Source organism: Sinorhizobium sp. M4_45, assembly GCF_002885915.1.
Lineage (GTDB): Bacteria > Pseudomonadota > Alphaproteobacteria > Rhizobiales > Rhizobiaceae > Sinorhizobium > Sinorhizobium meliloti_A.
In genome coordinates this window covers 330,086-353,055 of record NZ_NWVE01000007.1, presented here as the reverse complement: position 1 = coordinate 353,055, position 22,970 = coordinate 330,086, and the positions used below count along the sequence as shown (strand labels likewise).

At 63.4% G+C, this 22,970-nt stretch carries 22 protein-coding genes; 10 read left to right on the top strand and 12 right to left on the bottom strand.

Going from position 1 to position 22,970, the window contains the following annotated elements:
• Positions 1-5: 5 nt before the first annotated feature.
• Positions 6-2,051 (bottom strand): hypothetical protein, encoded by a 2,046-nt coding sequence (locus CN933_RS20760; RefSeq protein ID WP_018099351.1) that lies wholly within the window; start codon positions 2,049-2,051, stop codon positions 6-8.
• Between the two features lie 132 nt (positions 2,052-2,183).
• Positions 2,184-2,738: a hypothetical protein gene (locus tag CN933_RS20755; RefSeq protein ID WP_018099352.1), complete on the bottom strand. Its 555-nt coding sequence runs from the start codon at positions 2,736-2,738 to the stop codon at positions 2,184-2,186.
• A 1,009-nt stretch (positions 2,739-3,747) separates the two neighbouring features.
• On the opposite strand from CN933_RS20755, the gene CN933_RS20750 reads away from it, so the two are divergent.
• Entirely contained in the window at positions 3,748-4,536 is a 789-nt protein-coding gene (locus tag CN933_RS20750; protein ID WP_018099353.1) for a helix-turn-helix transcriptional regulator, read from the top strand.
• A gap of 295 nt (positions 4,537-4,831) precedes the next feature.
• Here CN933_RS20750 and hppD read toward each other — a convergent pair whose 3' ends face one another.
• Complete coding sequence (gene hppD, locus CN933_RS20740) at positions 4,832-5,944, bottom strand: 4-hydroxyphenylpyruvate dioxygenase (protein ID WP_018099354.1); 1,113 nt, start codon at positions 5,942-5,944, stop codon at positions 4,832-4,834.
• 130 nt (positions 5,945-6,074) lie between these two features.
• On the opposite strand from hppD, the gene CN933_RS20735 reads away from it, so the two are divergent.
• Positions 6,075-6,554: an Lrp/AsnC family transcriptional regulator gene (locus CN933_RS20735; protein ID WP_018099355.1), complete on the top strand. Its 480-nt coding sequence runs from the start codon at positions 6,075-6,077 to the stop codon at positions 6,552-6,554.
• 9 nt (positions 6,555-6,563) lie between these two features.
• Here the strand turns inward: CN933_RS20735 and CN933_RS20730 are convergent, their stop codons facing one another.
• Positions 6,564-7,025: a MarR family winged helix-turn-helix transcriptional regulator gene (locus tag CN933_RS20730; RefSeq protein WP_018099356.1), complete on the bottom strand. Its 462-nt coding sequence runs from the start codon at positions 7,023-7,025 to the stop codon at positions 6,564-6,566.
• A 79-nt stretch (positions 7,026-7,104) separates the two neighbouring features.
• On the opposite strand from CN933_RS20730, the gene hmgA reads away from it, so the two are divergent.
• The 4 genes from hmgA (at position 7,105) to purU (ending at position 11,272) form a co-directional block, all read left to right on the top strand.
• Positions 7,105-8,466: a homogentisate 1,2-dioxygenase gene (gene hmgA / locus CN933_RS20725; protein ID WP_018099357.1), complete on the top strand. Its 1,362-nt coding sequence runs from the start codon at positions 7,105-7,107 to the stop codon at positions 8,464-8,466.
• An 80-nt stretch (positions 8,467-8,546) separates the two neighbouring features.
• Positions 8,547-9,563 carry a fumarylacetoacetate hydrolase family protein gene (locus tag CN933_RS20720; RefSeq protein ID WP_018099358.1) on the top strand — a complete coding sequence of 339 codons (1,017 nt, stop codon included), beginning with the start codon at positions 8,547-8,549 and terminating at the stop codon, positions 9,561-9,563.
• Positions 9,564-9,574: 11 nt separating this feature from the next.
• Positions 9,575-10,228 (top strand): maleylacetoacetate isomerase, encoded by a 654-nt coding sequence (gene maiA / locus CN933_RS20715; protein WP_018099359.1) that lies wholly within the window; start codon positions 9,575-9,577, stop codon positions 10,226-10,228.
• A gap of 159 nt (positions 10,229-10,387) precedes the next feature.
• Positions 10,388-11,272: a formyltetrahydrofolate deformylase gene (gene purU, locus CN933_RS20710; RefSeq protein ID WP_018099360.1), complete on the top strand. Its 885-nt coding sequence runs from the start codon at positions 10,388-10,390 to the stop codon at positions 11,270-11,272.
• A gap of 46 nt (positions 11,273-11,318) precedes the next feature.
• On the opposite strand, the gene lpdA is transcribed toward purU, so the two are convergent.
• Genes lpdA through CN933_RS20690 form a run of 4 tightly spaced genes read right to left on the bottom strand, consistent with a single transcriptional unit; the run spans position 11,319 to position 16,252 of the window.
• Complete coding sequence (gene lpdA / locus CN933_RS20705; protein ID WP_018096636.1) at positions 11,319-12,713, bottom strand: dihydrolipoyl dehydrogenase; 1,395 nt, start codon at positions 12,711-12,713, stop codon at positions 11,319-11,321.
• Positions 12,714-12,719: 6 nt separating this feature from the next.
• Positions 12,720-14,000 (bottom strand): dihydrolipoamide acetyltransferase family protein, encoded by a 1,281-nt coding sequence (locus tag CN933_RS20700; protein WP_018096637.1) that lies wholly within the window; start codon positions 13,998-14,000, stop codon positions 12,720-12,722.
• Between the two features lie 4 nt (positions 14,001-14,004).
• Complete coding sequence (locus CN933_RS20695) at positions 14,005-15,018, bottom strand: alpha-ketoacid dehydrogenase subunit beta (protein ID WP_018096638.1); 1,014 nt, start codon at positions 15,016-15,018, stop codon at positions 14,005-14,007.
• Between the two features lies 1 nt (position 15,019).
• Positions 15,020-16,252 (bottom strand): 3-methyl-2-oxobutanoate dehydrogenase (2-methylpropanoyl-transferring) subunit alpha, encoded by a 1,233-nt coding sequence (locus CN933_RS20690; protein ID WP_026168781.1) that lies wholly within the window; start codon positions 16,250-16,252, stop codon positions 15,020-15,022.
• Between the two features lie 181 nt (positions 16,253-16,433).
• On the opposite strand from CN933_RS20690, the gene CN933_RS32260 reads away from it, so the two are divergent.
• Positions 16,434-16,556: a hypothetical protein gene (locus tag CN933_RS32260; protein ID WP_018096640.1), complete on the top strand. Its 123-nt coding sequence runs from the start codon at positions 16,434-16,436 to the stop codon at positions 16,554-16,556.
• Positions 16,557-16,577: 21 nt separating this feature from the next.
• Here CN933_RS32260 and CN933_RS20685 read toward each other — a convergent pair whose 3' ends face one another.
• Positions 16,578-17,915, bottom strand: coding sequence for an NAD(P)/FAD-dependent oxidoreductase (locus CN933_RS20685; RefSeq protein ID WP_018096641.1), 1,338 nt, complete (start codon positions 17,913-17,915; stop codon positions 16,578-16,580).
• Positions 17,916-18,083: 168 nt separating this feature from the next.
• Between CN933_RS20685 and CN933_RS20680 the strand changes: the two genes are divergently transcribed.
• Positions 18,084-18,479 (top strand): winged helix-turn-helix domain-containing protein, encoded by a 396-nt coding sequence (locus CN933_RS20680; RefSeq protein ID WP_020487495.1) that lies wholly within the window; start codon positions 18,084-18,086, stop codon positions 18,477-18,479.
• 12 nt (positions 18,480-18,491) lie between these two features.
• On the opposite strand, the gene modC is transcribed toward CN933_RS20680, so the two are convergent.
• The 3 genes from modC to modA are packed head-to-tail and all read right to left on the bottom strand — an operon-like array spanning position 18,492 to position 21,100.
• Positions 18,492-19,565, bottom strand: coding sequence for a molybdenum ABC transporter ATP-binding protein (modC, locus tag CN933_RS20675; protein WP_018096643.1), 1,074 nt, complete (start codon positions 19,563-19,565; stop codon positions 18,492-18,494).
• Positions 19,562-20,254: a molybdate ABC transporter permease subunit gene (gene modB / locus CN933_RS20670; protein ID WP_018096644.1), complete on the bottom strand. Its 693-nt coding sequence runs from the start codon at positions 20,252-20,254 to the stop codon at positions 19,562-19,564. Before modB ends, modC begins: the two co-directional genes overlap by 4 nt.
• Positions 20,255-20,314: 60 nt before the next feature.
• Positions 20,315-21,100, bottom strand: a complete 786-nt coding sequence (modA, locus tag CN933_RS20665; protein ID WP_018096645.1) for a molybdate ABC transporter substrate-binding protein — start codon at positions 21,098-21,100, stop codon at positions 20,315-20,317.
• Between the two features lie 202 nt (positions 21,101-21,302).
• On the opposite strand from modA, the gene ung reads away from it, so the two are divergent.
• Positions 21,303-22,028 carry a uracil-DNA glycosylase gene (ung, locus tag CN933_RS20660; RefSeq protein WP_018096646.1) on the top strand — a complete coding sequence of 242 codons (726 nt, stop codon included), beginning with the start codon at positions 21,303-21,305 and terminating at the stop codon, positions 22,026-22,028.
• A gap of 121 nt (positions 22,029-22,149) precedes the next feature.
• Positions 22,150-22,920 carry a precorrin-6A synthase (deacetylating) gene (gene cobF / locus CN933_RS20655; RefSeq protein ID WP_018096647.1) on the top strand — a complete coding sequence of 257 codons (771 nt, stop codon included), beginning with the start codon at positions 22,150-22,152 and terminating at the stop codon, positions 22,918-22,920.
• Positions 22,921-22,970: the final 50 nt, after the last annotated feature.

Below are 22,970 nucleotides of genomic sequence, written 5' to 3'. Positions count from 1 at the left end.
CGGCTTCAAGCCAGTATCGTATGCATGACGTCGCTCCACTGGCTGCCGGACAGGTCGGTGCCGTGATCGCCGTCCATGTCTCCGCCCTGCGGCGCCGTATCCTCGCCGATAAAGGCGATGAGTTCGGTCGTCAGACCGTCACTGTCCCGCTGAAGGTCCGGCATTCCGTCGACTATTCCCGATTGGATGAGCACTGCGTCGGAATAGATCTCGCCGCCGACATAGGTCGTCCCGCCGGAGTCGATGATCTCTGCGACGTTGAAGACGCCATTGTTACCCGTATGCACCGCGACCGAGGCCTCCGGTCCGTCTTCGAGCAACCTGCCCGCGGCAAACGAGACGGCGTCGGCGTCGCCGAGAATGCTGACCTGTTGGACGATCGTGACGTCATAGAGATTGCCGGTGATGAACAGGATGTGCAGGTCGGCATAGCCTTCGAAAGCATTGTCGCGCAGGAGTTCGTCCGGCAATGTGCCGTCGCCCTCGTGCATCTGGCCGGCGGCCTCATGAAAGTAGTCCGGCATCGCCTCGAAGCGGACGCCGGAGCTCACGTTACCGATCGAGGCCATGTTCCAGACAAGATTGCCGCCGGTGTCCAGCGCGATGCCTTTGCCGGCGGATACGCCTGCGATCTCGTCATTGTCGTAGAGGATGGAGATCTGGCTGATGATGTCGAGATCGACCAGGCGGCCGCCGACGAGGATCAGATCGTAGTGCTCGGCTATGCCGAGAAACGACGCGACGTTCACTGCCGTGTTGCCGCCGCTGAGCACGGTCGTCTCCGCACCCGTCCTGGTAACGGTCAGGCTGTCATTGTCGCTGGCGAAGTTGTACTGCTCGACCCAATGGACGATGGAAAGATCGCCTTCGACGACGTTCACGCGCCAGCTTGTCGGGAATGTCGAAGATTCGGCCGGAATCTCCGCTTCCTGGGGCAGGCATGCCCCGGTTTCTCCGCCACCGAAGCTTGCTATGTTCAGTGCGACGGTCGTGGTCATCGTCGCGCATGTACCGGAGATCGCGCCGTCGAGCGTGTCCCTGTCGGCATAGACGTAGGATTGCGAGATGACATCGATTTGATGGTAGTCACCCATCACGGCGGTCACGGGTGGGGCCTCCACAGCGCCGACGACGCTGGCAACATTGGCGACGACATTGGTTCCCGCATGGATGTCGAGGTCGCCGTTCTGGAGCGGCTTGGCTAGAGGCGTCCCGGCGGGGTGAGCAGTGTGCTCTCGCCCCGGAAGGTTGTCGCGCAGTTCCGGCGCGGCGTCGGCGCGGGTGCCGTTGACATAGGTGCCCTCGATGCGTTCTGCGATGAGAACGGCATCGCCCGCCTCGTTCTTCACCAATTCGTCCGGAGAGGAGGCCTGCGGAAGGTTTTCCGGTCCGCCTGTCGCGGGCGCGGGCGGAACGGCCTGTTGGCTGGCGCCCGCAAGGGAGGCAAGTGCTTCAAGTTTCGCAGCCACCGCGGCGAAAGAGGCGGGCGCTTCGGCGGCGCCGATCTGCGCGAAGGGCGAGGCTTCAAGGGCTTCCGCGAGAAAGACTTCGAGCGTCTGGTCCACATGCGTCAGGTTGCGCGGCTCCCCAAGCATTCCGGTCAGGTTCACGACATCGTCGTCATGGAGGGTGCTTGCCTGATAGATATGGCTGAAGCCCGGGTCGGGACCCGCAGGAGGCATCGTATCCGTGGCCTCGGGGCCGTTGCCGGAGATGCCGTGGTCCTCCCTGGACCGGGCATCCACCTGTCCGGCTTGCGCCGCGGCGGCCGGTTGGTCGAGGTGATGCCGTGACGGGGCGGCATGATCGGCGGAGTCGAGCCGGGCAATGTCGTAAGCCCGGAGTTCGTAGGAGATCTCGGGATCGTAGCTTTTCAACGCGAAGTCAGACCGGAAATCAGCCGACTGTACGTCGTCGGAGTCCTCCTTTTGCGCAGTCTTCGGGGTTTCATATCCCTGCAGGTATTCAAATCTCATACGAGCGTCATCAATCGCCGTGTTGAACAGCCCTATGAAATGCGCAACGATCTCGTTGATCTTCTCCGAATGCATGGTCCGATCCTTCCCCTTTCCGCAACAAAGGGTGCCTCTAACCTCTTTTTTTCTTCAATCGGATACGAGTGAAGGAAACGTGCTGGCGTTCGTCCGCGACCGGTATCCAGCACGGCCGGTGCATCCGGTCGTTCATTCGACGTCGCTATCCGACCCCGCCGGGGTCACGCCCGGATCGCCAACGGTGGTGCTGACGTCGGCGTTGCTGAGAAGGTTCGCGCCCTGGACGATTTCGTGGTGGAAGTCCGGACTTGCCGGGCCGTGCGGCGTCTCCGTCGAGGAGTGGGATGCACCCTCGTCGCCCTTGAGATCCCAACCGTCCGTGGTGAGGCCGTCGCCACCAGGTTCTCCGCTGCCTGTGCCGGGATCGGTATTGCCGCTCTTGCCGGCGTCATAGGCGCGGTCCTGATCGGCCAGGCTATTGGCCTGGGCGAGGCTGAACCCGGCTTCGTAGATGCTGGCGCCGTTGCCCAGAACATTGTCGACATTCAGGGAAAAGGAAAAGCCGTCGCCGAGGGAGAAGGCAAAGTCACCCCCGGCGGTCTCGGTGAGACTGGTGCTGCCACCGGCAACCGACCTGCTGGACGTGTTCATCGCTACGCCATCGGCAAGCGCACCCGTCTTCAGCTCGTCATCGGCACTGAAGTTGTCGTGGAGCCCAAGATTCTTCTGTGAGGAATCGGGCATAAGCACTTCCTCATAAGAGGGGGAGCCAGCACCGAAACCCTTCATCTTTTATAGGATTCTTGAGGCGCTGGCTCTTTTGGCGGTTTAGCGGAAATGAATCTTCCGTCTCTGCTTGCAATGTCATTTCAGCGCGATACTAAGCACCTAAATTCATACGTATGGTAACGCATAGTCATAATATTTGTCATATAAACGTAAATATCTATATTTCCGATCTTCTACGCGAAACAACGACCGAAGACGCACAGAATGTTGGTGCGACCATTGGAGTTTGATCTGGAACGCAGTCGAGTGAAAGTTACCTATTGTGGTTATGAGACTCGGCGCCGGCCCATCTCGGATTTTTCGCTCGATGTTCGATGCGCGGCAACCGACGCACTCGTTTCGAGTGCAGCTCGCGATCGCCTCGCCATGCCTGTGCATGTACCTCGATCGATGCGGTCAGCTAACGCACTGAAAATACTTGACAATCGTAATCTCGGTCGTGCAGTTCGTTTGCCCGGGCACGCTTGAATTGCGGAGCGAAGGCCGGCTGCAGGGTTCGTTGGCGGAAAGTGCGTCGGGCATCTGCCTCAGCACGCGATCGACCGAACTGACCGCGCCCGCATTACCTTCGCGATAACCCGATGTGAGTATCGACCTCGTCGGACGGAGTGGCGAATTCTTGTCCGAGTTACTACGACGACCATATCGGGTTTGACGAGGCGCCGGGTGCGGTTCACCCCTCAAAAGCGAGGGTCCGGCGAAAGGCAAGAGCGGCGTTGCCGATCCCGCACGAATTTCGCGGATTCGCCCAAAATTGGTTCGTTCTTGAACGATTTAGACAGGATTGTGGCCGCCACCTAATCCTTTTGGGCGGTTTTACATCCCCCATATTTACGATACATTAGCCAACATAAATTCTTTTTTTCCAGAAATTTTTTTAATCCAAGCAATTTTCACAACGCGGGCCTTTCTCCACATGGGTAAAAAACCCGTAAAAATCAAGGGGAAGTCCGAGGAGGGGATAATGTATCGTGCGAGTTCGGGGTTGGGCGGGTTCGAAGACAGCAAAAGTGTAACACCCAAAAAAAGCAAAATAGTCATGCTAGCCAGGACGGACCTCTTCGCCGAGTGTCTGACCCAGGCGATCGGCGCACGTTTTCAGGACCAGGAAGTGGTGCGGCTTTCGGACGCCGACAGCCTTCTGGACGGCAACCTCGTAGGTGTGACGCTGGTCATGCTCTACCGCGTGCCGATGGCGAACTTTCCATCGATCATCAGGATGATTCATGAGTTCCACCCGAAAGCGGCCGTCGGTCTGCTGGTCGAAAACGCGGAAGGGATCGACGCATCGGTTTCGCATCTGGTCGAGGAGGGGATGATCCACGGCGTGTTGCCCTTGAATCTCCACCTCGACGTTTGCCTTACCGCCATCGACCTCCTGATGAAGGGCGGCGAACATTTTCCCGCCGCACTGCTCAGGCGCCTTGCGCCGAAGAATCCTGGAGAGCGGGACCTCGCCACCCAGGACGAGACGGCCTCTGAAGGCGTCGATCCGGAGCGCGGGAAAGGATTTGGCCAGGTCGTCCTCACGACACGCGAAATCCAGATCCTCGATCTCATCTGCATGGGCACGCAGAACAAGATCATCGCAGATCGCCTCGGACTGTCCGAAAACACCGTCAAGGTGCATGTGCGCAACATCTACAAGAAGATGAACGTGCGCAATCGCACCGAGGCAGCCTCCCGCTATTTCAGAAACGACGGAGGCTTGGGCCCTTCCCGCACGCCGTCGCCGACGCGCTGGCGCAACTGACCGTCAGAGCCTTGAGCAGTCCAAGGTGCTAACAGCGCCCTTTGCGCGTCTGATAAGACGCGCGGCGCTGTAGAAAGTTTTCGGAGGACTGCGATCTCTCTCGTGCTTGTCATAGGGATGAGAGCAGCGCCACGTCTGCGGCGCGGAAAGCGTTCTTTCAGCCCAAGGACTTGGCCTGGCTGGATTCCTGTGACGAGCACAGGAATCCGGAAATCAGGCAAGCGGCGGCGGGTGGCCGGAATCTCAACAGGCCTTGACGCGCGGGCTGCCGCGCGGCGTGTCTGCGGCGCAGCCGCTATTCCGCGGCCTCGTGGCCAAGGGCGCCGCGCCGGATCTGGTCGGCTTCGATCGATTCGAACAATGCGCGGAAATTGCCCTCGCCGAAGCCCTCGTCGCCCTTGCGCTGGATGAATTCGAAGAAGATCGGACCGATCACCGTTCGCGAGAAGATCTGCAGCAGGATCTTCGTCATGCCGCCGTTCACCACGCCCTCGCCATCGATCAGGATGCCGTGTGTCTTCATCCGGTCGATCGGCTCGTCGTGTCCGTGAACACGCTGATGGGACATTTCATAATAGGTTTCCGGCGGCCCCGGCATGAACTTCAGACCGTTTGCGGCGAGCTTGTCGGTCGCATCGTAGATCGCCTCGGTACCGACGGCGATGTGCTGGATGCCTTCGCCTTTGTACTTCTTCAGATATTCTTCGATCTGGCTCGTGTCGTCCTTCGATTCGTTCAGGGGAATGCGGATCTTGCGGCAGGGCGAGGTAATCGCCCGGCTGACGAGGCCGGTGATGCGGCCATCGATGTCGAAGAAATGGATCTGCTTGAAATTGAACAGTTCGCGGTAGAAGGCCCACCACTTGTCCATGTTGCCGCGATAGACGTTGTGGGTCAGGTGGTCGAGATAGTAGAAGCCGACTCCGGCCGGCTTCGGATCACGCTCGCTCAGCCATTCGAACTCGGCGTCATAGGCTGATCCCTTTTCGCCGTAGGTTTCCACGAAATAGAGAAGCGAGCCGCCGATGCCGACGATCGCCGGCACGTCCAGGCACTTGTCGCTGCCGGTATAGGCTTCGGCGCCTTTGGCAACGGCATGTTCGAAGGCGTGCTTCGCGTCGACGACGCGCCAGGCCATCGAGGGGGCGCAGGGCCCGTGCTCGCCAACGAAGCGCATGGCATGCGATCCGGCCTCCGCGTTCAGGACATAGTTGATATCGCCCTGCCGCCAGACGGTGATGTCCTTGGTCTTGTGCCTGGCGACCGGCAAATAGCCCATGCGGCCGAAGAGCTCCGCAAGCTTCTCAGGCTCCGGGTGGGCGAACTCCACAAACTCGAAACCGTCCGTCCCGGCGGGGTTTTCCGCCGAAATCGCCGGCGGCGGTGCGTCATGGGGGAACGGGCCCATCGTCAGTCTCCTCTTATCCTCCAAACTCTGCTGGATTATGGCGCAGTTCCGATGCATGGTGCTTGTATTCTTGCGCGATTCGCGGTGATCGGCGCATGAATTGTGCAGAGAAGCGTTTGAGGGTGCATGAATGGAGCTGCTTGACGGATTCGACCTCAAGATCCTGAGTGAACTGCAGCGCGACGGTCATCTGACCAACAATGAATTGTCCGAGCGCGTCGCGCTGTCTCCTTCGCAATGTTCGCGCCGGCGTACGCGCCTGGAGGCGGAAGGATTCATCACCGGCTATCAGGCGCAGATCGACCGTCAGAAGCTGGGGCTTGATCTGATGGTGGTGATTTCGGTCACGCTGGCCACGCATAATCGCGACAATGCCAAGCGTTTCGGCAATCTCGTCTCGGCTCTGCCGGAGGTGCTGGAGGCCTATGCGCTGACCGGTGAAATGGACTACCACCTGCGCGTCGTGACGCCGGATCTTGCCGGGCTCTCCCGTTTCGTCAACGAGGTCCTGCTGCCGCATGACAGCGTCCAGCACGTCAAGACATCGATCGTGCTGGAGACGCTCAAGAGTTTCGAGGGTCTGCCGATACCGGCGCGGATGAAGGGGTAGGCGGCAGAGCTAGGGAAGGGCCTCGCTAGGATTGTTTATCGCCCGTTCCACGGCGCCCAGGCCCTGCGAAAGCGCCTCTATATTCTCTGCCCCAAGCACGGAATGCAGCTCCGTTTGATAGTCGCTCGCAAGCTCGGTCAGCTCCCTGAAGGCCTGCCGGCCCGCCGGCGTCAGCGCCAGATGCTCGAAACGGCGGTCTCGTCCGTCCTGCTCGCGCTTCAACCAGCGGCGCTGCTCGAGGCTGAAGACCGCGCGGCTTACTTTCGTCTTGTGCATGGCGGAGTGCGCGCCGATTTCGGTTGCCGTCATGCTGCGGCGGGAGCTGCCGAGTGCCGCAAGCGTTCGCCATTCCGGCCGCGTCAGCTGGTAACGCGCTTTGTATTGTGCGGCAAAGCGCAAGGCGACGAATTCCGCCGCCCGGTTCAGCCGATAGGGCAGGAAGTTCTCCAGTTCGAACCGCTCTTCGGCCATGGCCTTCCTTCCTTGATAGTTACAAAATCGATAGTTACGGTTGTAACTAATATAGCGAAGAGAAGAGGAGGCTCAAGCCATGTTGGAGAAAGCGGAAAAACAGCGGCGGGTAGGTTCGGGTCAGCAGCGCACAGCCGGCTATATGCCTGGATTCGGCAACGACTTCGAGACGGAAAGCCTGCCCGGAGCGCTGCCGCAGGGGCAGAACAGCCCGCAGAAATGCAATTACGGCCTTTATGCCGAACAGCTGTCCGGCTCACCCTTTACGGCACCGCGCGGCACCAACGAGCGCTCCTGGCTCTACCGTATCCGACCGAGCGTCCGCCACACCGGGCGTTTCCGCAAGATCGACTATCCGCATTGGAAGACGGCGCCACATGTGGGCGAGCATTCCCTGGCGCTCGGGCAGTTGCGCTGGAGTCCTTTGCCGGCGCCCCCGGAGAGCCTGACCTTTCTTCAAGGCATCCGCACCATGACGACGGCGGGCGATGCGCTGACGCAAGCCGGCATGGCTGCGCATGCCTATGCCTTCAATGCCGACATGGTGGACGACTACTTTTTCAACGCCGACGGCGAGCTGCTGATCGTTCCGGAAACGGGCGCGATCCAGGTTTTCACCGAGCTCGGCAGGATGGAGGTGGAGCCGTCTGAAATCTGCCTCGTACCGCGCGGCATGATGTTCAAGGTCACGCGCCTCGGAGAGGAGAAGGTCTGGCGCGGGTACATCTGCGAGAACTACGGCGCGAAGTTCACGCTCCCGGATCGTGGCCCGATCGGCGCCAATTGCCTCGCCAATCCGCGCGACTTCAAGACGCCGGTCGCCGCCTACGAGGACAAGGAAACGCCCTGCCGGGTACAGGTGAAGTGGTGCGGCTCCTTCCATTTGGTCGAGATCGGCCATTCGCCCCTCGACGTCGTCGCCTGGCACGGCAATTACGCGCCCTACAAATACGACCTCAAGACGTTCTCGCCGGTCGGCGCGATCCTGTTCGACCATCCCGATCCGTCCATCTTCACGGTGTTGACGGCCCCTTCCGGAGAGGAGGGGACGGCCAATGTAGACTTCGTCCTATTCCCGCCCCGCTGGCTGGTCGCCGAGCATACGTTCCGCCCGCCCTGGTATCACCGCAACATCATGAGCGAGTTCATGGGCCTGATCTACGGGCGCTACGATGCCAAGGAGGAAGGATTCGTTCCGGGCGGCATGAGCCTGCACAACATGATGCTGGCGCACGGACCGGACTTCTCCGGCTTCGAGAAGGCGTCGGACGGCGAGCTGAAGCCGGTGAAGCTCGACAACACCATGGCATTCATGTTCGAGACCCGCTTCCCCCAGCAGCTGACGACGTTTGCGGCAGAGCTCGAGACTCTGCAGGACGACTACATGGATTGCTGGTCCGGCCTCGAACGGAAATTCGACGGCACGCCGGGAATCAAGTGACTTCCGCCGCCGAACCGTGACATGCTGCAATATCCGCGCCGCCCCGGCGAGAATCAACAACGCATCGGGAACACCACTCCATGAAACTCGCAACGCTGAAAGATTCCACCCGCGACGGCAAGCTCGTCGTGGTCTCGAAAGACCTGACCCGCTGCTCGGAGGTGGGGCATATCGCCCGCACGCTGCAGGCGGCGCTTGACGACTGGGCGCATGCGGGACCGCGGCTGGAGCGCGTCGCCGAGGGGATCGAGACCGGGGCGCAGCCGACCATGCGATTCCATGAGCACGACGCCGCCTCGCCGCTGCCGCGCGCCTTTCAGTGGGCGGACGGATCGGCCTATGTCAATCATGTCGAGCTCGTCCGAAAGGCGCGCAATGCCGAGATGCCGGCAAGTTTCTGGACCGATCCGCTGATCTATCAGGGCGGCTCCGACAGTTTCCTCGGCCCACGCGATCCGATCCTTATGGCCGACGATGGCTGGGGCATCGATATGGAAGGCGAAATTGCTGTCATCGTCGACGACGTGCCCACGGGCGCGACGCTCGAGGAAGCAAGGGCCGCGATCCGACTCGTCATGCTCGTCAACGATGTCTCCCTGCGCGGCCTCATTCCTGGAGAACTCGCCAAGGGATTCGGCTTCTATCAATCGAAGCCGTCTTCCGCCTTCTCGCCGGTCGCCGTGACGCCGGAGGAACTCGGCGAAGCCTGGGATGGCGGGAAACTGCATCTGCCGCTCCACGTCGATCTCAATGGCGAGCCCTTCGGGCGGGCCAATGGCGGCATAGACATGACCTTCGATTTCCCGCAGCTGATCGTGCATGCCGCGCGAACGAGGCCGCTTTCGGCCGGCACGATCATCGGCTCGGGCACCGTTTCCAACAAGCTCGAGGGCGGGCCGGGCAGGCCGGTTTCCGAAGGCGGGGCCGGCTATTCGTGCATCGCCGAATTGCGCATGATCGAGACGATCGAAGGCGGGTCACCGAAAACGCAGTTCCTGAAATTCGGCGATGTCGTGCGCATCGAGATGAAGGATCGCACCGGCCACTCGATTTTCGGCGCCATCGAACAGAAGGTCGGAAAATACGAGCGCGGCTGAGGTCGGACAGCGTGGAGACGGGTGTGGCGAACGAAACCGTGCTTTATGACTATTGGCGCTCGTCGGCGAGCTACCGGGTGCGGATCGCGCTCAACCTGATCGGCGAAGCCTATCGCTCCGTCCCGGTCGACCTGCTGGCAAAGGCTCATGGCGCGCCGGAGCATCTCGCCCGGAATCCGCAGGGACTGGTGCCGGTGCTCGACATAGACGGCGAGCGCCTCACCCAGTCGCTCGCCATCATCGAATATCTTGCGGAGACGCGGGATGGGACGGGTTTCCTCCCGTCCCATCCCGTCGACCGGCAACGCGTCCGCGCGCTTTCCTATGCCGTGGCGATGGATATCCATCCCGTCTGCAATCTCGGCGTCGTCGCTCATGTGATGGCGGGCGCGGGCGACGGCGAGGTTGCGCGGCGCGAGTGGATGCAGAAATTCATCGGCGAGGGTCTCTCTGCCTTCGAGCGTATGCTGGACCGCCCCGCGACCGGTGAATTCTGCCATGGCGATCGTCCGACGATGGCGGATCTCTGCCTCGTGCCGCAGGTCTACAATGCACGGCGCTGGGATGTCGATCTTTCGGCGTGCCCGCGGATCGTTGCCATAGATCGCCGCTGCGCCGCCATCGACGCCTTCCGCAGGGCGCATCCCGACCGCGCAAAACCTTGAACCCCGTTTCGGATGCGATTTCGTCATTCGCACATCGGTGTGGCCTGTTCCGCCAAGCCGATGTCGCGAATGGATCGGCGGGCCGCAGATCGCCGAGCTAGTTTTTGCGCGACTGCCCGTGTAAGGGCGTGGGAACACCTCAAAACGAGAGATTCATCGATGAAAAGCTATGTGCTGACCGTCAGCTGCAAATCCACTCGCGGCATCGTCGCCGCCATCACCGGCTATCTCGCCGAAAAGGGCTGCTATATCAGCGACAGCTCGCAGTTCGACGATTTCCAGACGGGCCTGTTCTTCATGCGTCTCACCTTCATCAGCCAGGAAGGCGCCAAGCTCGAAGATCTGCGCGAAGGCTTCGAACCGGTGATCAAGCGCTTCGAGATGACGATGGAGATCCGTGATTCCGAGGAGCGCATGAAGGTGTTGCTCATGGTGTCGCGCTTCGGCCATTGCCTGAACGATCTTCTCTACCGCTGGAAGATCGGCGCCTTGCCGATCGACATCGTCGGGGTCGTCTCCAACCACTTCGACTACCAGAAGGTGGTCGTCAACCACGACATCCCCTTCCACTGCATCAAGGTGACGAAGGAGAACAAGCCCAAGGCCGAAGCCCAGCTGATGGACGTCGTCGAGCAGACCGGCGCCGAGCTGATCGTTCTTGCCCGCTACATGCAGGTGCTTTCCGATGCGCTCTGCAAGAAGATGTCGGGGAAGATCATCAACATCCACCACTCCTTCCTGCCCTCGTTCAAGGGGGCGAACCCCTACAAGCAGGCCTATGAGCGCGGCGTGAAGCTGATCGGCGCGACGGCCCATTACGTCACCGCCGATCTCGACGAGGGACCGATCATCGAGCAGGATATCGCCCGCATCACCCATGCGCAGTCAGCCGAGGACTACGTCTCGATCGGCCGCGACGTCGAAAGCCAGGTGCTGGCCCGCGCCGTGCACGCCCATATCCACCACCGCTGCTTCATCAACGGCAACCGCGTCGTCGTCTTCCCGCCGAGCCCGGGTTCCTACGCGTCGGAGCGGATGGGCTGAGGCCTGGTCGCCGGGCTCCGCAAGGGGCCTGGGACGCCGGGTCCGCTCACATATGCAGAGCGTGCCCGAGCGTCTTGAAGGCCGCCTCCTGGAAGGCTTCCGATTGCGTCGGATGCGCATGGATGGTACCGGCGATGTCCTCCAGCCGCGCGCCCATCTCGATCGCCAGCGCAAAAGTCGCCGACAGTTCCGAAACGCCATGGCCGACAGCCTGAATGCCGAGGACCAGGTGATTGTCGGCGCGGGCGATGACCCGCACGAAGCCGTCCTCGGACAGCGTCGTCATGGCGCGGCCGTTCGCCTGGAAGGGAAATTGGCCGATCTTGACGTCGATGCCGGCAGCGCGCGCCTCTTCCGGCGAGAGGCCGGAGGAGACGATTTCCGGGTCGGTGAAGCAGACCGCCGGAATGCAGCGCTTGTCCCAGCTGCGCTTATGACCGGCGACGATTTCCGCGACCATTTCGCCCTGTGCCATCGCCCGGTGCGCAAGCATCGGCTCTCCGGTCACATCGCCGATCGCATAGATGCCGCGCATCGAAGTGCGGCACTGGTCGTCGATGCGGATGAACCTGCCCGATCGGTCCAGATCGATCTCTTCAAGCCCCCAGCCGTCGGTCACCGGCCGGCGGCCGACGGTGACGAGAACCTTCTCCGCCGGGACCTCGAAGGCGCGGCCGTTCTCCTCGACAAGCAGGCCCCGCCGGTCGGCGGAGAGCCGTTTGGCCTTGGTGCGGGTGAAGACCTCCACACCGAGTTCGCCGAGCCGCTTCATCACCGGCTTTGAGAGGTCGGCGTCGTATTGCGGCAGGATCCGGCCCAGCGCCTCGAGCACGGTGACCTTGGAGCCCAGCTTGGCGAAGGCGGTTCCGAGTTCGAGACCGATATAGCCGCCGCCGATCACCGCGAGCGTCTGCGGCACGTCCGTCAGCGCCAGAGCCTGGGTCGAGGAAATGACGCTTCCGCCGAAGGGAAGGTCGGGAAGCGCGACCGGCGCCGAACCGGTCGCGATAACGATCGCTTCCGCCCGAATGCGCTGAAGCCCGGTTTCCGTTTCCACATCCACCGTCTTGCCGTCGACGAAGCGTCCCTCGCCGATGACCGCCTTGACGCCCGCCTTCTTCAGGAGCCCCGTGACGCCGCCGTTCAGCCGTCCGACGATGCCGTCCTTCCAGGCGATCGTTCGCCGGAGGTCGATCGCCGGAGCACTCAACGAAAGGCCGAGCGGGTTCTTGCCCGAGGCAGCCGTGCGGAGCCTGTGATATTCGTCCGCCGCGTGGATCAGCGCCTTCGACGGAATGCAGCCGACATTCAGACAGGTGCCGCCAGCCTTCGCTTTCTCGACGATCACCGTGTTGACGCCGAGCTGGCCGGCGCGGATCGCCGCGACATAGCCGCCGGGTCCGGCGCCGAGAACCAGGAGCTTGCAGGAGATTTCCTTCATGGATGCCTATCCTTCAACGAAAATCAGCGCCGGCGTTTCGAGCAGCGTCTTCAGGCGCTGGACGAAGACCGCGGCATCCCAGCCGTCGATGACCCGGTGATCGAAGCTCGACGAGAGATTCATGATTTTGCGCGGGACGAATTGCGCGCCGTCCCAGACGGGCCGGACGGCAATCTTGTTCACGCCGACGATCGCCACCTCCGGATGGTTGATGACCGGCGTCGTGGCGATTCCGCCGATGGCGCCGAGCGAGGAGATGGTGATGGTCGAGCCGGTAAGCTCGTCGCGCGTCGCCGTTCCGGTGCGGGCCGCCTCCGCCAGCCGGTTGAGCTCGGCCGCGCAGTCCCATATCCCGCGCGCCTCGGCATGGCGCACCACCGGAACGGTCAGCCCGGCGGGCGTCTGGGTGGCGATGCCGATATGGACGGCAGCGTGGCGGTGAATGACGCCGGCATGGTCGTCGAACGTGGCGTTGACGCCGGGCTGCTCGGCGACGGTCTTCGCCAGCGCGCGCATCAGGAAAGGCAGGATCGTGAGCTTGGCCTGCTCCGGCTTGCGGTCGCGGTTCATCGTCGCGCGCAGATCCTCGAGCGCCGTCATGTCCACCTCTTCCACATAGGTGATGTGGGGGATGCGTGAGGTGGAGAGCGACATCTTTTCGGCGATCCGGCGTCTGAGGCCGGTCATCCTGACCTCCTCGACGGCGGTCTTGCGGACGAGCCCGGCCTGCGCCGGCAGCGGCCCGGCGCCACGGCTGATGAAGAGATCGAGATCCTCATGGGTGATCCGGCCGGCCGGCCCGGTGCCGGCCACCTGCCTGAGATCGATGCCGCTCTCTCTGGCGCGCAGCCGCACTGCCGGGGAGGCGAGTGGCTTTGGCGAAAGATCCGTCGTTTCGCGCGGCGCCGGCGCGGTTCTCGGCGCAGGTTTTTCAGGCTGCGGCGGCGCCTTGGCCGCAGGCCGGGAGGAGACGGCGACGGGCTCGTCCAGCACGTTTTCGGCCAGCGCCTCCGGGACGCTGTCCGGGACAGCATCGCCCGCCTCGCCGGCGGTCTCGATCCTGACCAGCGGCGCCTTCACCGCGACCGTGTCGCCGACCTCCGCTCCGAGCCACAGGACCTTGCCGGTGACTGGCGAGGGGATTTCGACCGTGGCCTTGTCGGTCATGACGGCGGCGAGCACCATATCCTCGCGCACCGGATCGCCGGGCTTCACATGCCACTCGACGAGCTCGGCCTCCGCGACACCCTCGCCGACGTCCGGCATCTTGATGATGAATTCACCCACCCGGTCAGCCCTCCATCGCTTCGGCGAGCGCACGCCCGACGCGTGCCGGACCGGGGAAATAATCCCACTCCTGCGCGTGCGGATAGGGCGTGTCCCAACCCGTTACCCGTACGACCGGAGACTCGAGGTGATAGAAGCAATGTTCCTGAACGAGAGCGGCGAGCTCTGCACCGAATCCCGAGGTCAGCGTCGCCTCGTGCACGACCACGCACCGCCCGGTCTTCTTCGCGGATTGCACGATCGTCTCGAGATCGAGCGGCAACAGACTGCGCAGATCGATCACTTCCGCGTCGATACCGGTCTCCTCGGCTGCCGCGAGCGCCACATGCACCATCGTACCATAGGCGATGACAGTCACGCCTGATCCCTTGCGGCGTATCTCGGCCTTGCCGATCGGGATCGCATAGTGGCCGTCCGGAACGTCGCCGAGCTCGTGCTTGGACCAAGCCGTGACCGGGCGTTCGTGGTGGCCGTCGAAGGGGCCGTTATAAAGCCGCTTCGGCTCCAGGAACATCACGGGATCCGGATCCTCGATCGCCGAGATGAGCAGACCTTTGGCGTCATAGGGATTCGACGGCACGACGACCTTCAGCCCGCAAACATGGGTGAAGAGCGCCTCCGGGCTCTGGCTGTGGGTCTGGCCGCCGAAGATGCCGCCGCCCGTCGGCATGCGCACGACGATCGGGCAGGTGAAGTCGCCGTTGGAGCGGTAGCGGATCCGCGCGGCCTCCTGCGTGAGCTGGTCGTAAGCGGGATACATGTAGTCGGCAAACTGAATCTCGACGCACGGTTTCAGCCCGTAGGCGGCCATGCCGATGGCCGTGCCGACGATACCGGACTCGCTGATCGGCGTATCGAAGCAGCGCGTCTTGCCGTATTTCGCCTGAAGCCCCTGGGTGCAGCGGAAAACGCCGCCGAAATAACCGACATCCTCCCCGAAGACGACGACATTTTCGTCGCGCGCCATCGAGACGTCCATGGCGCTGCGCACCGCTTCGATCATCGTCATTCTGGCCATGTCAGTACCCCGCCTTCTGCCGTTGACGGCGGATATGCGGCGGCATCTCTGCATAGACGCCTTCGAAGATATCCCGCACCGACGGCCTGCCGCCGGCATGCAGCGTTCCGTGGCGTTCCGCTTCCTTCTGTGCCTGGATCACTTCGTCCATGATTTCCGCCTCCGCCTGCGCATGCCGCTCCTCCGACCAGGCGCCGCGTAGGATCAGGTGCTTCTTCAGGCGCAGGACCGGGTCGCCGAGCGGCCAGGCTTCCGATTCCGTTTTCGGGCGATAGGCGCTCGGATCGTCGGAAGTCGAATGGGCGCCGACGCGGTAGGTCACGTATTCGATCAGCGTCGGACCGAGATTGAGCCGCGCCCGCTCGGCCGCCCAGCGCGCCACCGCATAGACGGCCAGGTAGTCGTTGCCGTCGACCCTGAGCGCCGGAATGCCGAAGCCCAGGCCCCTTGCGGCGAAGGTGCCGGAACCGCCTCGGGCGATACCCTGGAAAGTGGAGATCGCCCACTGGTTGTTGACGATGTTGAGAATGACGGGCGCCTTGTAGGTGGAAGCGAAGACCAGCGCGGAGTGAAAATCCGACTCGGCAGTCGAGCCGTCGCCGATCCAGCCGGCGGCGATCCGCGTATCGTTCTTGATGGCGGATGCCATGGCCCAACCGACGGCCTGGACATATTGAGTGGCGAGGTTGCCCGATATCGTGAAGAAGCCGTGCTCCTTGGAGGTGTACATGACGGGCAGCTGCCGACCATGGCAGGGATCGAGTTCGTTCGAGAAGATCTGGTTCATCATCTCGACCATCGGGTAGTCGTCGGCAATCAGGAGCCCCGCCTGGCGGTAGGTCGGAAAATTCATGTCGCCCTTGCGAAGCGCCTTGCGGAAGGCGCAGCTCACCGCCTCCTCGCCGAGATGCTGCATATAGAAGGATGTCTTGCCCTGGCGCTGCGCCATCAGCATGCGCGCGTCGAAGGCGCGCAGCAACATCATGTGCCTGAGACCCCTCAGCAGCTCTTCGTCGGAAAGAAAACCGGCCCAGGGGCCGACTGCCTCGCCCTCGCGGTTGAGAACCCGGATGATCGAATAGGCGAGGTCGCGGATCTCCTCCGGGTCCACATCGACTTCCGGCCGCGGCACCGAGCCCGCCTTTGGTATCTTCACGTTGGAGAAATCGGGCAGATCGCCCGGCCGGACGGCCGGTTCGGGGACATGCAGGCTCAATCGGCTGAATTCATCCATGCGGATTCCGGCCTCCCTTCCGGATTGCGCGTCGCGCAACTCCATTCCCGGAAGAACGGCGCCGCCGCCCGGCGGTTCCCGGCCGGCGCCTGGGGTGTCCTCCGCCCCGCCTGCCATACCGCTACGGCATCCCGCTCTCCCGACAGGATATGGGCACAGACTGCCACGAGTCAGGGGCCAGATGAAGCGCTTTCGCCGCCGCGCCCGGCTGCTGCGCGAAGAAAGACAGATTCGTGCCGGCACGCATGCGGCACCGAACGCCGGGCCGGTGCCGGCGCTGGCGGCGGGCAATTTTCTTTCGTGAGGCGGGCGGGCGACCCGGCCTTCAGACCGGTGGCGCGATCTCTATCGGGCTGCCGTCGGAAAAGCGCGAAAGGCGGAACTCGGAGGGATCGACGATGGGCGGATCTCCGGTGACGAGATCGGCGACGAGATGTCCGGCCCCGGGGCCGATGCCGAAGCCATGACCGGAGAAGCCGGTGGCGATGACGAGGCCCGGTACCTCTTTCGCGTGCGAAATGACCGGGACGACGTCGGGCGTGACATCGATCAGGCCGGCCCAGATCTGCACCGGCTCGACGGTACGCAGCTTCGGAAGAGCCTTTCTTGCTTCCTCGAATGCCTTGAGCACGGATTTCGGATCGGGCCGAGGATCGAGGATGCGGTGGCGCTCGAAGGCGCCGGGCCGATCGAGGGGCACGGATGCGATTTCGAAAAGCTCGCGCCAGCTCTGGGCGCTCAAGCCTGCCTGCACGGCCTCGCCCTCGGCCCTTCTCGCCGCGCGAAAATCGCGGAAGAATGCCAAGGTGTCCGGCACGAGCGGATGCAGGTTGGCACCCGCGGTGGCGATCGTGTAGCCGCCGTCGAGGCGTTTGCGATAGGCGTAAGTCGCCGTTGCGCCTGCGCCGGCCGGGCCGCCCTCGACCGGAGCGGTCCTGAGCACGGTGTTGCGCACCTTTAGCTGCGGCAGCCGAATGCCGAGGCCCTTGCAGAAGAGCCGCGACCAGGCGCCGCCCGCAAGCACCACCGTCGAGGCTTCGATGCGGCCCTTTTCGGTGACGACGGCGCTTACCCGACCCGCACTCTTCTCAACCCCCCGCACCGCACAGCCGGTGACGATATGTGCGCCGGCTCGGCGTGCTCCGGCCGCGATTGCGGGCACGGCCTTCTGCGGCTCCGCTCGACCGTCGCTCGGCGTATAGAGCGCGCCTTTGTAGCGGATCGCCGTCCCGGCCATGCGCTCCCGGGTCTCGTCGGCGGTGAGCTGGCGGCTGTCGACGCCATGGGGTTTCGCAAGCGCGAGCCAGGCATCGCGGTTGGCGACGTCCTGCTCCGTTTCGGAAATATAGAGAATGCCGCTCCGGCGAAATCCCGTCTCGCCGCCGACGCGCGCATCGAGGGTGTCCCAGATCTTCAGCGCCTCCATCGCCAGCGGAATCTCGCGCCGATCGCGGCCCATGACGCGCACCCAGCCCCAGTTGCGGCTCGATTGCTCGCCGCCGAGATCGCCCTTCTCGCACAGGACGACTTTCACGCCGCGCTCGGCGAGAAAGAGCGCCGTGCTTATTCCGATGATACCGCCGCCGATGATGACGACGTCGGCACTACCGGGCAGCGATGCATCGGTTTCAACGGGGTCGAGAGCGGGGCCGGGCATGATCATCTCTTGGGTTTGTTCAGTTATGTCTATCGCTGCATCCAATGTCGGCTTCGATCAAGCCTGCTTGGCCGGTTTCGGGCGGCGATGCACAGTTCCCGTGCCCGAAGTTCCCGCATCGTCTTTGAGCGGTCGCGCCTTCCCGTCTCCTGCGCCAGGCTTTATGTTCGCTCCATGCACGATACCGAAGCCGACCCCCGCCCGATCCTCCGCATCGACTTGCCGCCGAACAGCCGTCTCGGGCGCGGCAAGATCATGCTTCTGGAACACATCCGCGAGACCGGCTCCATTTCCGCTGCCGGGCGGGCCATGGATATGTCTTACCGCCGTGCCTGGCTGCTGGTCGACGCCTTGAACCGCATGTTCAAGGAGCCGGCGGTGGACTCGCAGCGCGGCGGCAAGCAGGGCGGCGGCGCCGTCGTCACCGCTTTCGGCGAGATGCTGATCGAGCGCTTCCGGGCGATGGAGGCCAAGGCGCAGGCCGCGATCGCGGACGATCTCGATTGGCTCGACGCCATGCGCGACTGCAACGGTGCTCCGCAAGAGGAGCCAACCGGAAAGCCGCTCTAACCATTCGCTTCTCTAATGATCGAGCGCGACGGTCTTGATGATGACGTGCACCTGCTTTCCCGGGCCAAGCGCGAGCGCATCGCGGGAGACGGTCGTCACGCGCGCGGCGATGACGTTGCCGCCGCAATCCACGCGCATGTCGACGCTTCCTTGCCGCGGCGACGAGACGCCGACGATCGTTCCCGGAAGCACGTTCAGGGCGCTGATGCCTTCCGGGCGACGGGTCGCCAGCATGACGTCGCGCGCGGCAATGTAGAGGCGTAGACTTTGCCCGGCCTCGGCGACGAGATGCGGCACGCGGATCAGGCAGTCTCCGGCGCGCACCACGGTCAGTTCGTGGCCTTCGTCATGACTGTCGACGATGCCCTCGATCAACGCGCCCGCTTGCCGCCGGTCGGCGGCGGATGTCGGAAACGGCTCGTTCAGAACGGCCGCCGTTTTGCCGAAGGCCTTGACCCGGCCGTTTTCCATGACGACGACGCGCTCCGCCAGCCGCGCCACTTCAGCCACCGAATGACTGACATAGACGATCGGAATCCGCGTCTCGTCGCGCAGCCGCTCCAGATAGGGCAGGATTTCGGCCTTTCTGGCGTCGTCGAGCGCGGCGAGCGGCTCGTCCATCAGGAGCAGGCGGGGGGAAGCGAGCAGCGCCCGGCCGATGGCGACGCGCTGCCGCTCGCCGCCCGAGAGCGTCGAGGGCATCCGATCGAGCAGATGTTCGATGCCGAGCATTTCGACGATCCTGCCGAATTCAGGCCCCGATCGGGCCGCGCCTGCGAACCAACGGCCATAGGCGAGATTTCTGCGGACGCTGAAATGCGGAAAGAGGCGGGCTTCCTGGAACACATAGGCAAAGCGGCGGCGGTGGACGGGGGTGAAAAGCCGGCGCTCGCTGTCGGCGATCGTGTCGCCGTCGAGCACGACGCGGCCCTGATCGGGCCGGAGGAGGCCGGCGATGATGTTGACGAGCGAGGTCTTGCCGGAGCCGGAGCGGCCGAAAAGGGCGGTCACGCCGCCCTCCGAGCCGAAGGCGGCGTCGATCGCGAAGGAGCCGAGACGAAGGCGCGCTTCGACCTCGAGCCTCATGCCGCCACCGTCCGCCGCGCCGCGGCTGAAGCCATGGCTTCCGAAAGCATCAGGGCCGCCATCGAAATAACGACGGAGATCGCGGCAAGGCGCATCGCGCCGGCGTCGCCGCCCGGCACCTGTGTGAAGGTATAGATCGCGGCGGAAAGCGTCTGGGTCTCGCCGGGGATATTGGAAACGAAGGTGATGGTCGCGCCGAACTCGCCCATGGCCTTGGCAAAGGAGAGGACCATGCCGGCGAGAATGCCGGGAAGGATCAGGGGCAATGTGACCGTCAGGAAGATCCAGGCGGGGCTAGCGCCAAGGGTTCCCGCCGCTTCTTCGAGCTTGCGGTCGACTGCTTCGATAGACAGCCGGATGCTGCGGACCATCAATGGAAAGCCCATCACCGCGCAGGCGAGTGCCGCTCCCGTCCAGCGAAACGAAAAGACCAGCCCGAAATTCTCAGCGAGAAATGCACCGATCGGGCCGCGCCGGCCGAAAAGGAGCAGCAGAGCGAAGCCCGTGACGACCGGCGGAAGGATCAGCGGCATATGGACGAGGCCGTTCAGGAGCGACTTGCCCCAGAAGCGGCCGCGCGCAAGTATCATCGAGACAAGGAGCGCCGGCGGCAAGCTCGCAAGCATCGCAACGGTGGCGACCCGCAGGCTCAGGCGGACGGCCGTCCACTCCGCGTCGCTCAATGCCATCCAGTCCAAGCTCGTACTCCCGTTCCTGATGCGCCGTGTCGTGCAATCATTCGGCAAGTTCTATTCCAGAACGGTGAAGCCCTCGGCCTGGAAAAGCGCCGCCGCCTTCGGCGAGCGGACGAATTCGAGGTAGGCGGCGGCATCGGCGTTCCTGCTGTCCGCGGTGATCGCGATCGGGTAGATAATTGGGGGGTGGCTGTCCTCGGGGAAGGTGCCGACCACTTTCACATTGGCGTCCGCTGCAGCGTCGGTTCGGTAGACGATGCCGTAGGGCGCCTCGCCACGTGACACGAGGAGGAGGGCGGCGCGCGCGCTTTCGGCGCCGGCGACCTTTCCGGCAACGTTCGGCCACAGCCCGAGCTTTTCCAGCGCGGCCTTGCCATACTTGCCAGCAGGGACGGATTCCACGGCTCCCATGGCCAATCGTCCGTCGCCGAGAAGACCGGCAAGGTCGAGACCCGGCTCGATCTCGACAGCCCGGGCATCCGACTTGCCGGAGACGAGGACGATACGATTGCCGAGCAGGTTGGAGCGCGTGCCGGCCTTGATCAGCTTCTTGTCTGCGAGGTAATCCATCCAGGCGAGGTCGGCCGAGATGAACACATCGGCGGGCGCGCCCTGTTCGATCTGTTTCGCCAGCGCCGAACTCGCCGCATAGGAAACGGTGGCTTCCTTGCCGGTCTGCTTGAGCCATTCGCCGTTGATCGCATCGAGCGCATTCTTGAGACTCGCCGCGGCGAACACGGTGACCTTCTCCGCCGCCTGAGCCGGTGCAAAGGTCGTTCCCGCCAGTACCACGCCGAGCACCAGTGACACGCCCTTGAGCCAATCTCTTCTCGTTGTCACACCCAAGTCTCCCGGTTCGTGATATTTCCCAAGATATAGCGCTCCGGTATTTTGGTTACCGCTATATTCGTGGAAATACAATGCGGCCGTTGCGCTGTAGTCAAAATCGGTGAACCGATGGGGTGGAGACGACGCGAGCGCTTGCGATAGGCGCTCATGCGTCTAAATTCCCGAACGAGACCCAAGGAGGTGGACGATCCACATGGACGCGACGATCAGGCTGGAAGAAAGCTGGAAAGCCGTTCTGGGCGGGGAATTCCGCCACGGTTACATGGCCGAGCTCAAGCGGTTCCTGCTGGAGGAAAAGCAGCAGGGTCGGCAGATTTTTCCGAGGGGCGTCGAATATTTCCGTGCGCTCGATCTGACCCCGCTCGACAGGGTACGCGTCGTCATCCTCGGCCAGGACCCCTATCATGGCGACGGGCAGGCGCATGGGCTCTGCTTCAGCGTTCGTCCGGGCGTGCGCACGCCGCCCTCTCTCGTCAACATCTACAAGGAATTGCAGGAAGACCTCGGCATTCCGCCGGCGCGCCACGGCTTCCTCGAAAGCTGGGCGCGCCAGGGCGTGCTGCTTCTGAACAGCGTGCTGACCGTCGAACGCGGCCGCGCGGCTTCGCATCAGGGCAAGGGCTGGGAGCGCTTCACCGACGCCGTAATCCGGGCGGTCAACGAGCAGGCGCAGCCTGTCGTCTTCATGCTCTGGGGCTCTTACGCACAACGCAAGGCCGCTTTTGTCGATCGTTCGCGTCATCTCGTGCTCACCGCACCGCATCCGTCACCCTTATCGGCCCATGCGGGGTTCTTCGGCTGCCGGCATTTCTCCAAGGCGAATGCGTTTTTGACGTCCAAGGGGCTGGATCCGATCGATTGGCGGTTGCCGGAAGATCCCCCTTTGGCCGTCGAGCGGCAGCTGGCGCCGAACTGCTGACGCGGCCGTAGCGTTTGCCGTCGCGAATGGGCCTTGCACCCGCCGCGGCGATCCGTCAAACACTGGCCCGACATGCGGGCGGGACTGGCCCGATTATGCGGGTGGCGCAATGGGAGACGGCATGCGACACATCCTGATCATCGGTATCGGTGCCGGCAACCCCGAGCACATGACGGTTCAGGCGATCAATGCGCTGAATCGGGCCGATGTGCTCTTCATCCCGACCAAAGGGGAGAAAAAGACCGAGCTGGCCGAGCTGCGCCGAGCGATATGCGCCCGCTACGTGACGCGGGCCGGCAGCCGCACCGTCGAATTCGCGGTGCCCGTCCGCCGCACCGAAGGCCGCAGCTACGTGGAAAGCGTGGACGAGTGGCATGCGGGCATCGCCGCCGCCTACGAGGCGCTGCTGGAGAGCGAGCTTGCGGAAGGCCAGACCGGCGCCTTCCTCGTCTGGGGCGATCCGATGCTCTATGACAGCACGATCCGCATCGTGGAACGCGTGAAGTCGGGCGGCCGGGTTGCCTTCGGCTACGACGTCATTCCGGGCATTACCAGCCTGCAGGCGCTGTGTGCCAGCCATCGCATCCCGTTGAACCTCGTCGGCAAGCCGGTGGAAATCACCACGGGCCGGCGGCTCGCCGAAAGTTTTCCGCACAAAAGCGAGACGGCCGTCGTCATGCTCGACGGCGAGCAGGCGTTCCGGAGTATCGAGGATCCGGACGCCGAGATCTATTGGGGGGCCTATCTCGGCACGCCCGACGAGATCGTCATTTCAGGGCGCCTCGCCGAGGTGAAAGAGCGGATTCTCGAAGCGCGGGCCGCGGCGCGCGAGCGGATGGGCTGGATCATGGATATTTATCTGCTCCGCAAGGGCGCCGATTTCGAAGAGTAATCGGGCGTTGCCCTGCTCTCGGCGGCAGATCTTTGATCTCTCTCGACGCT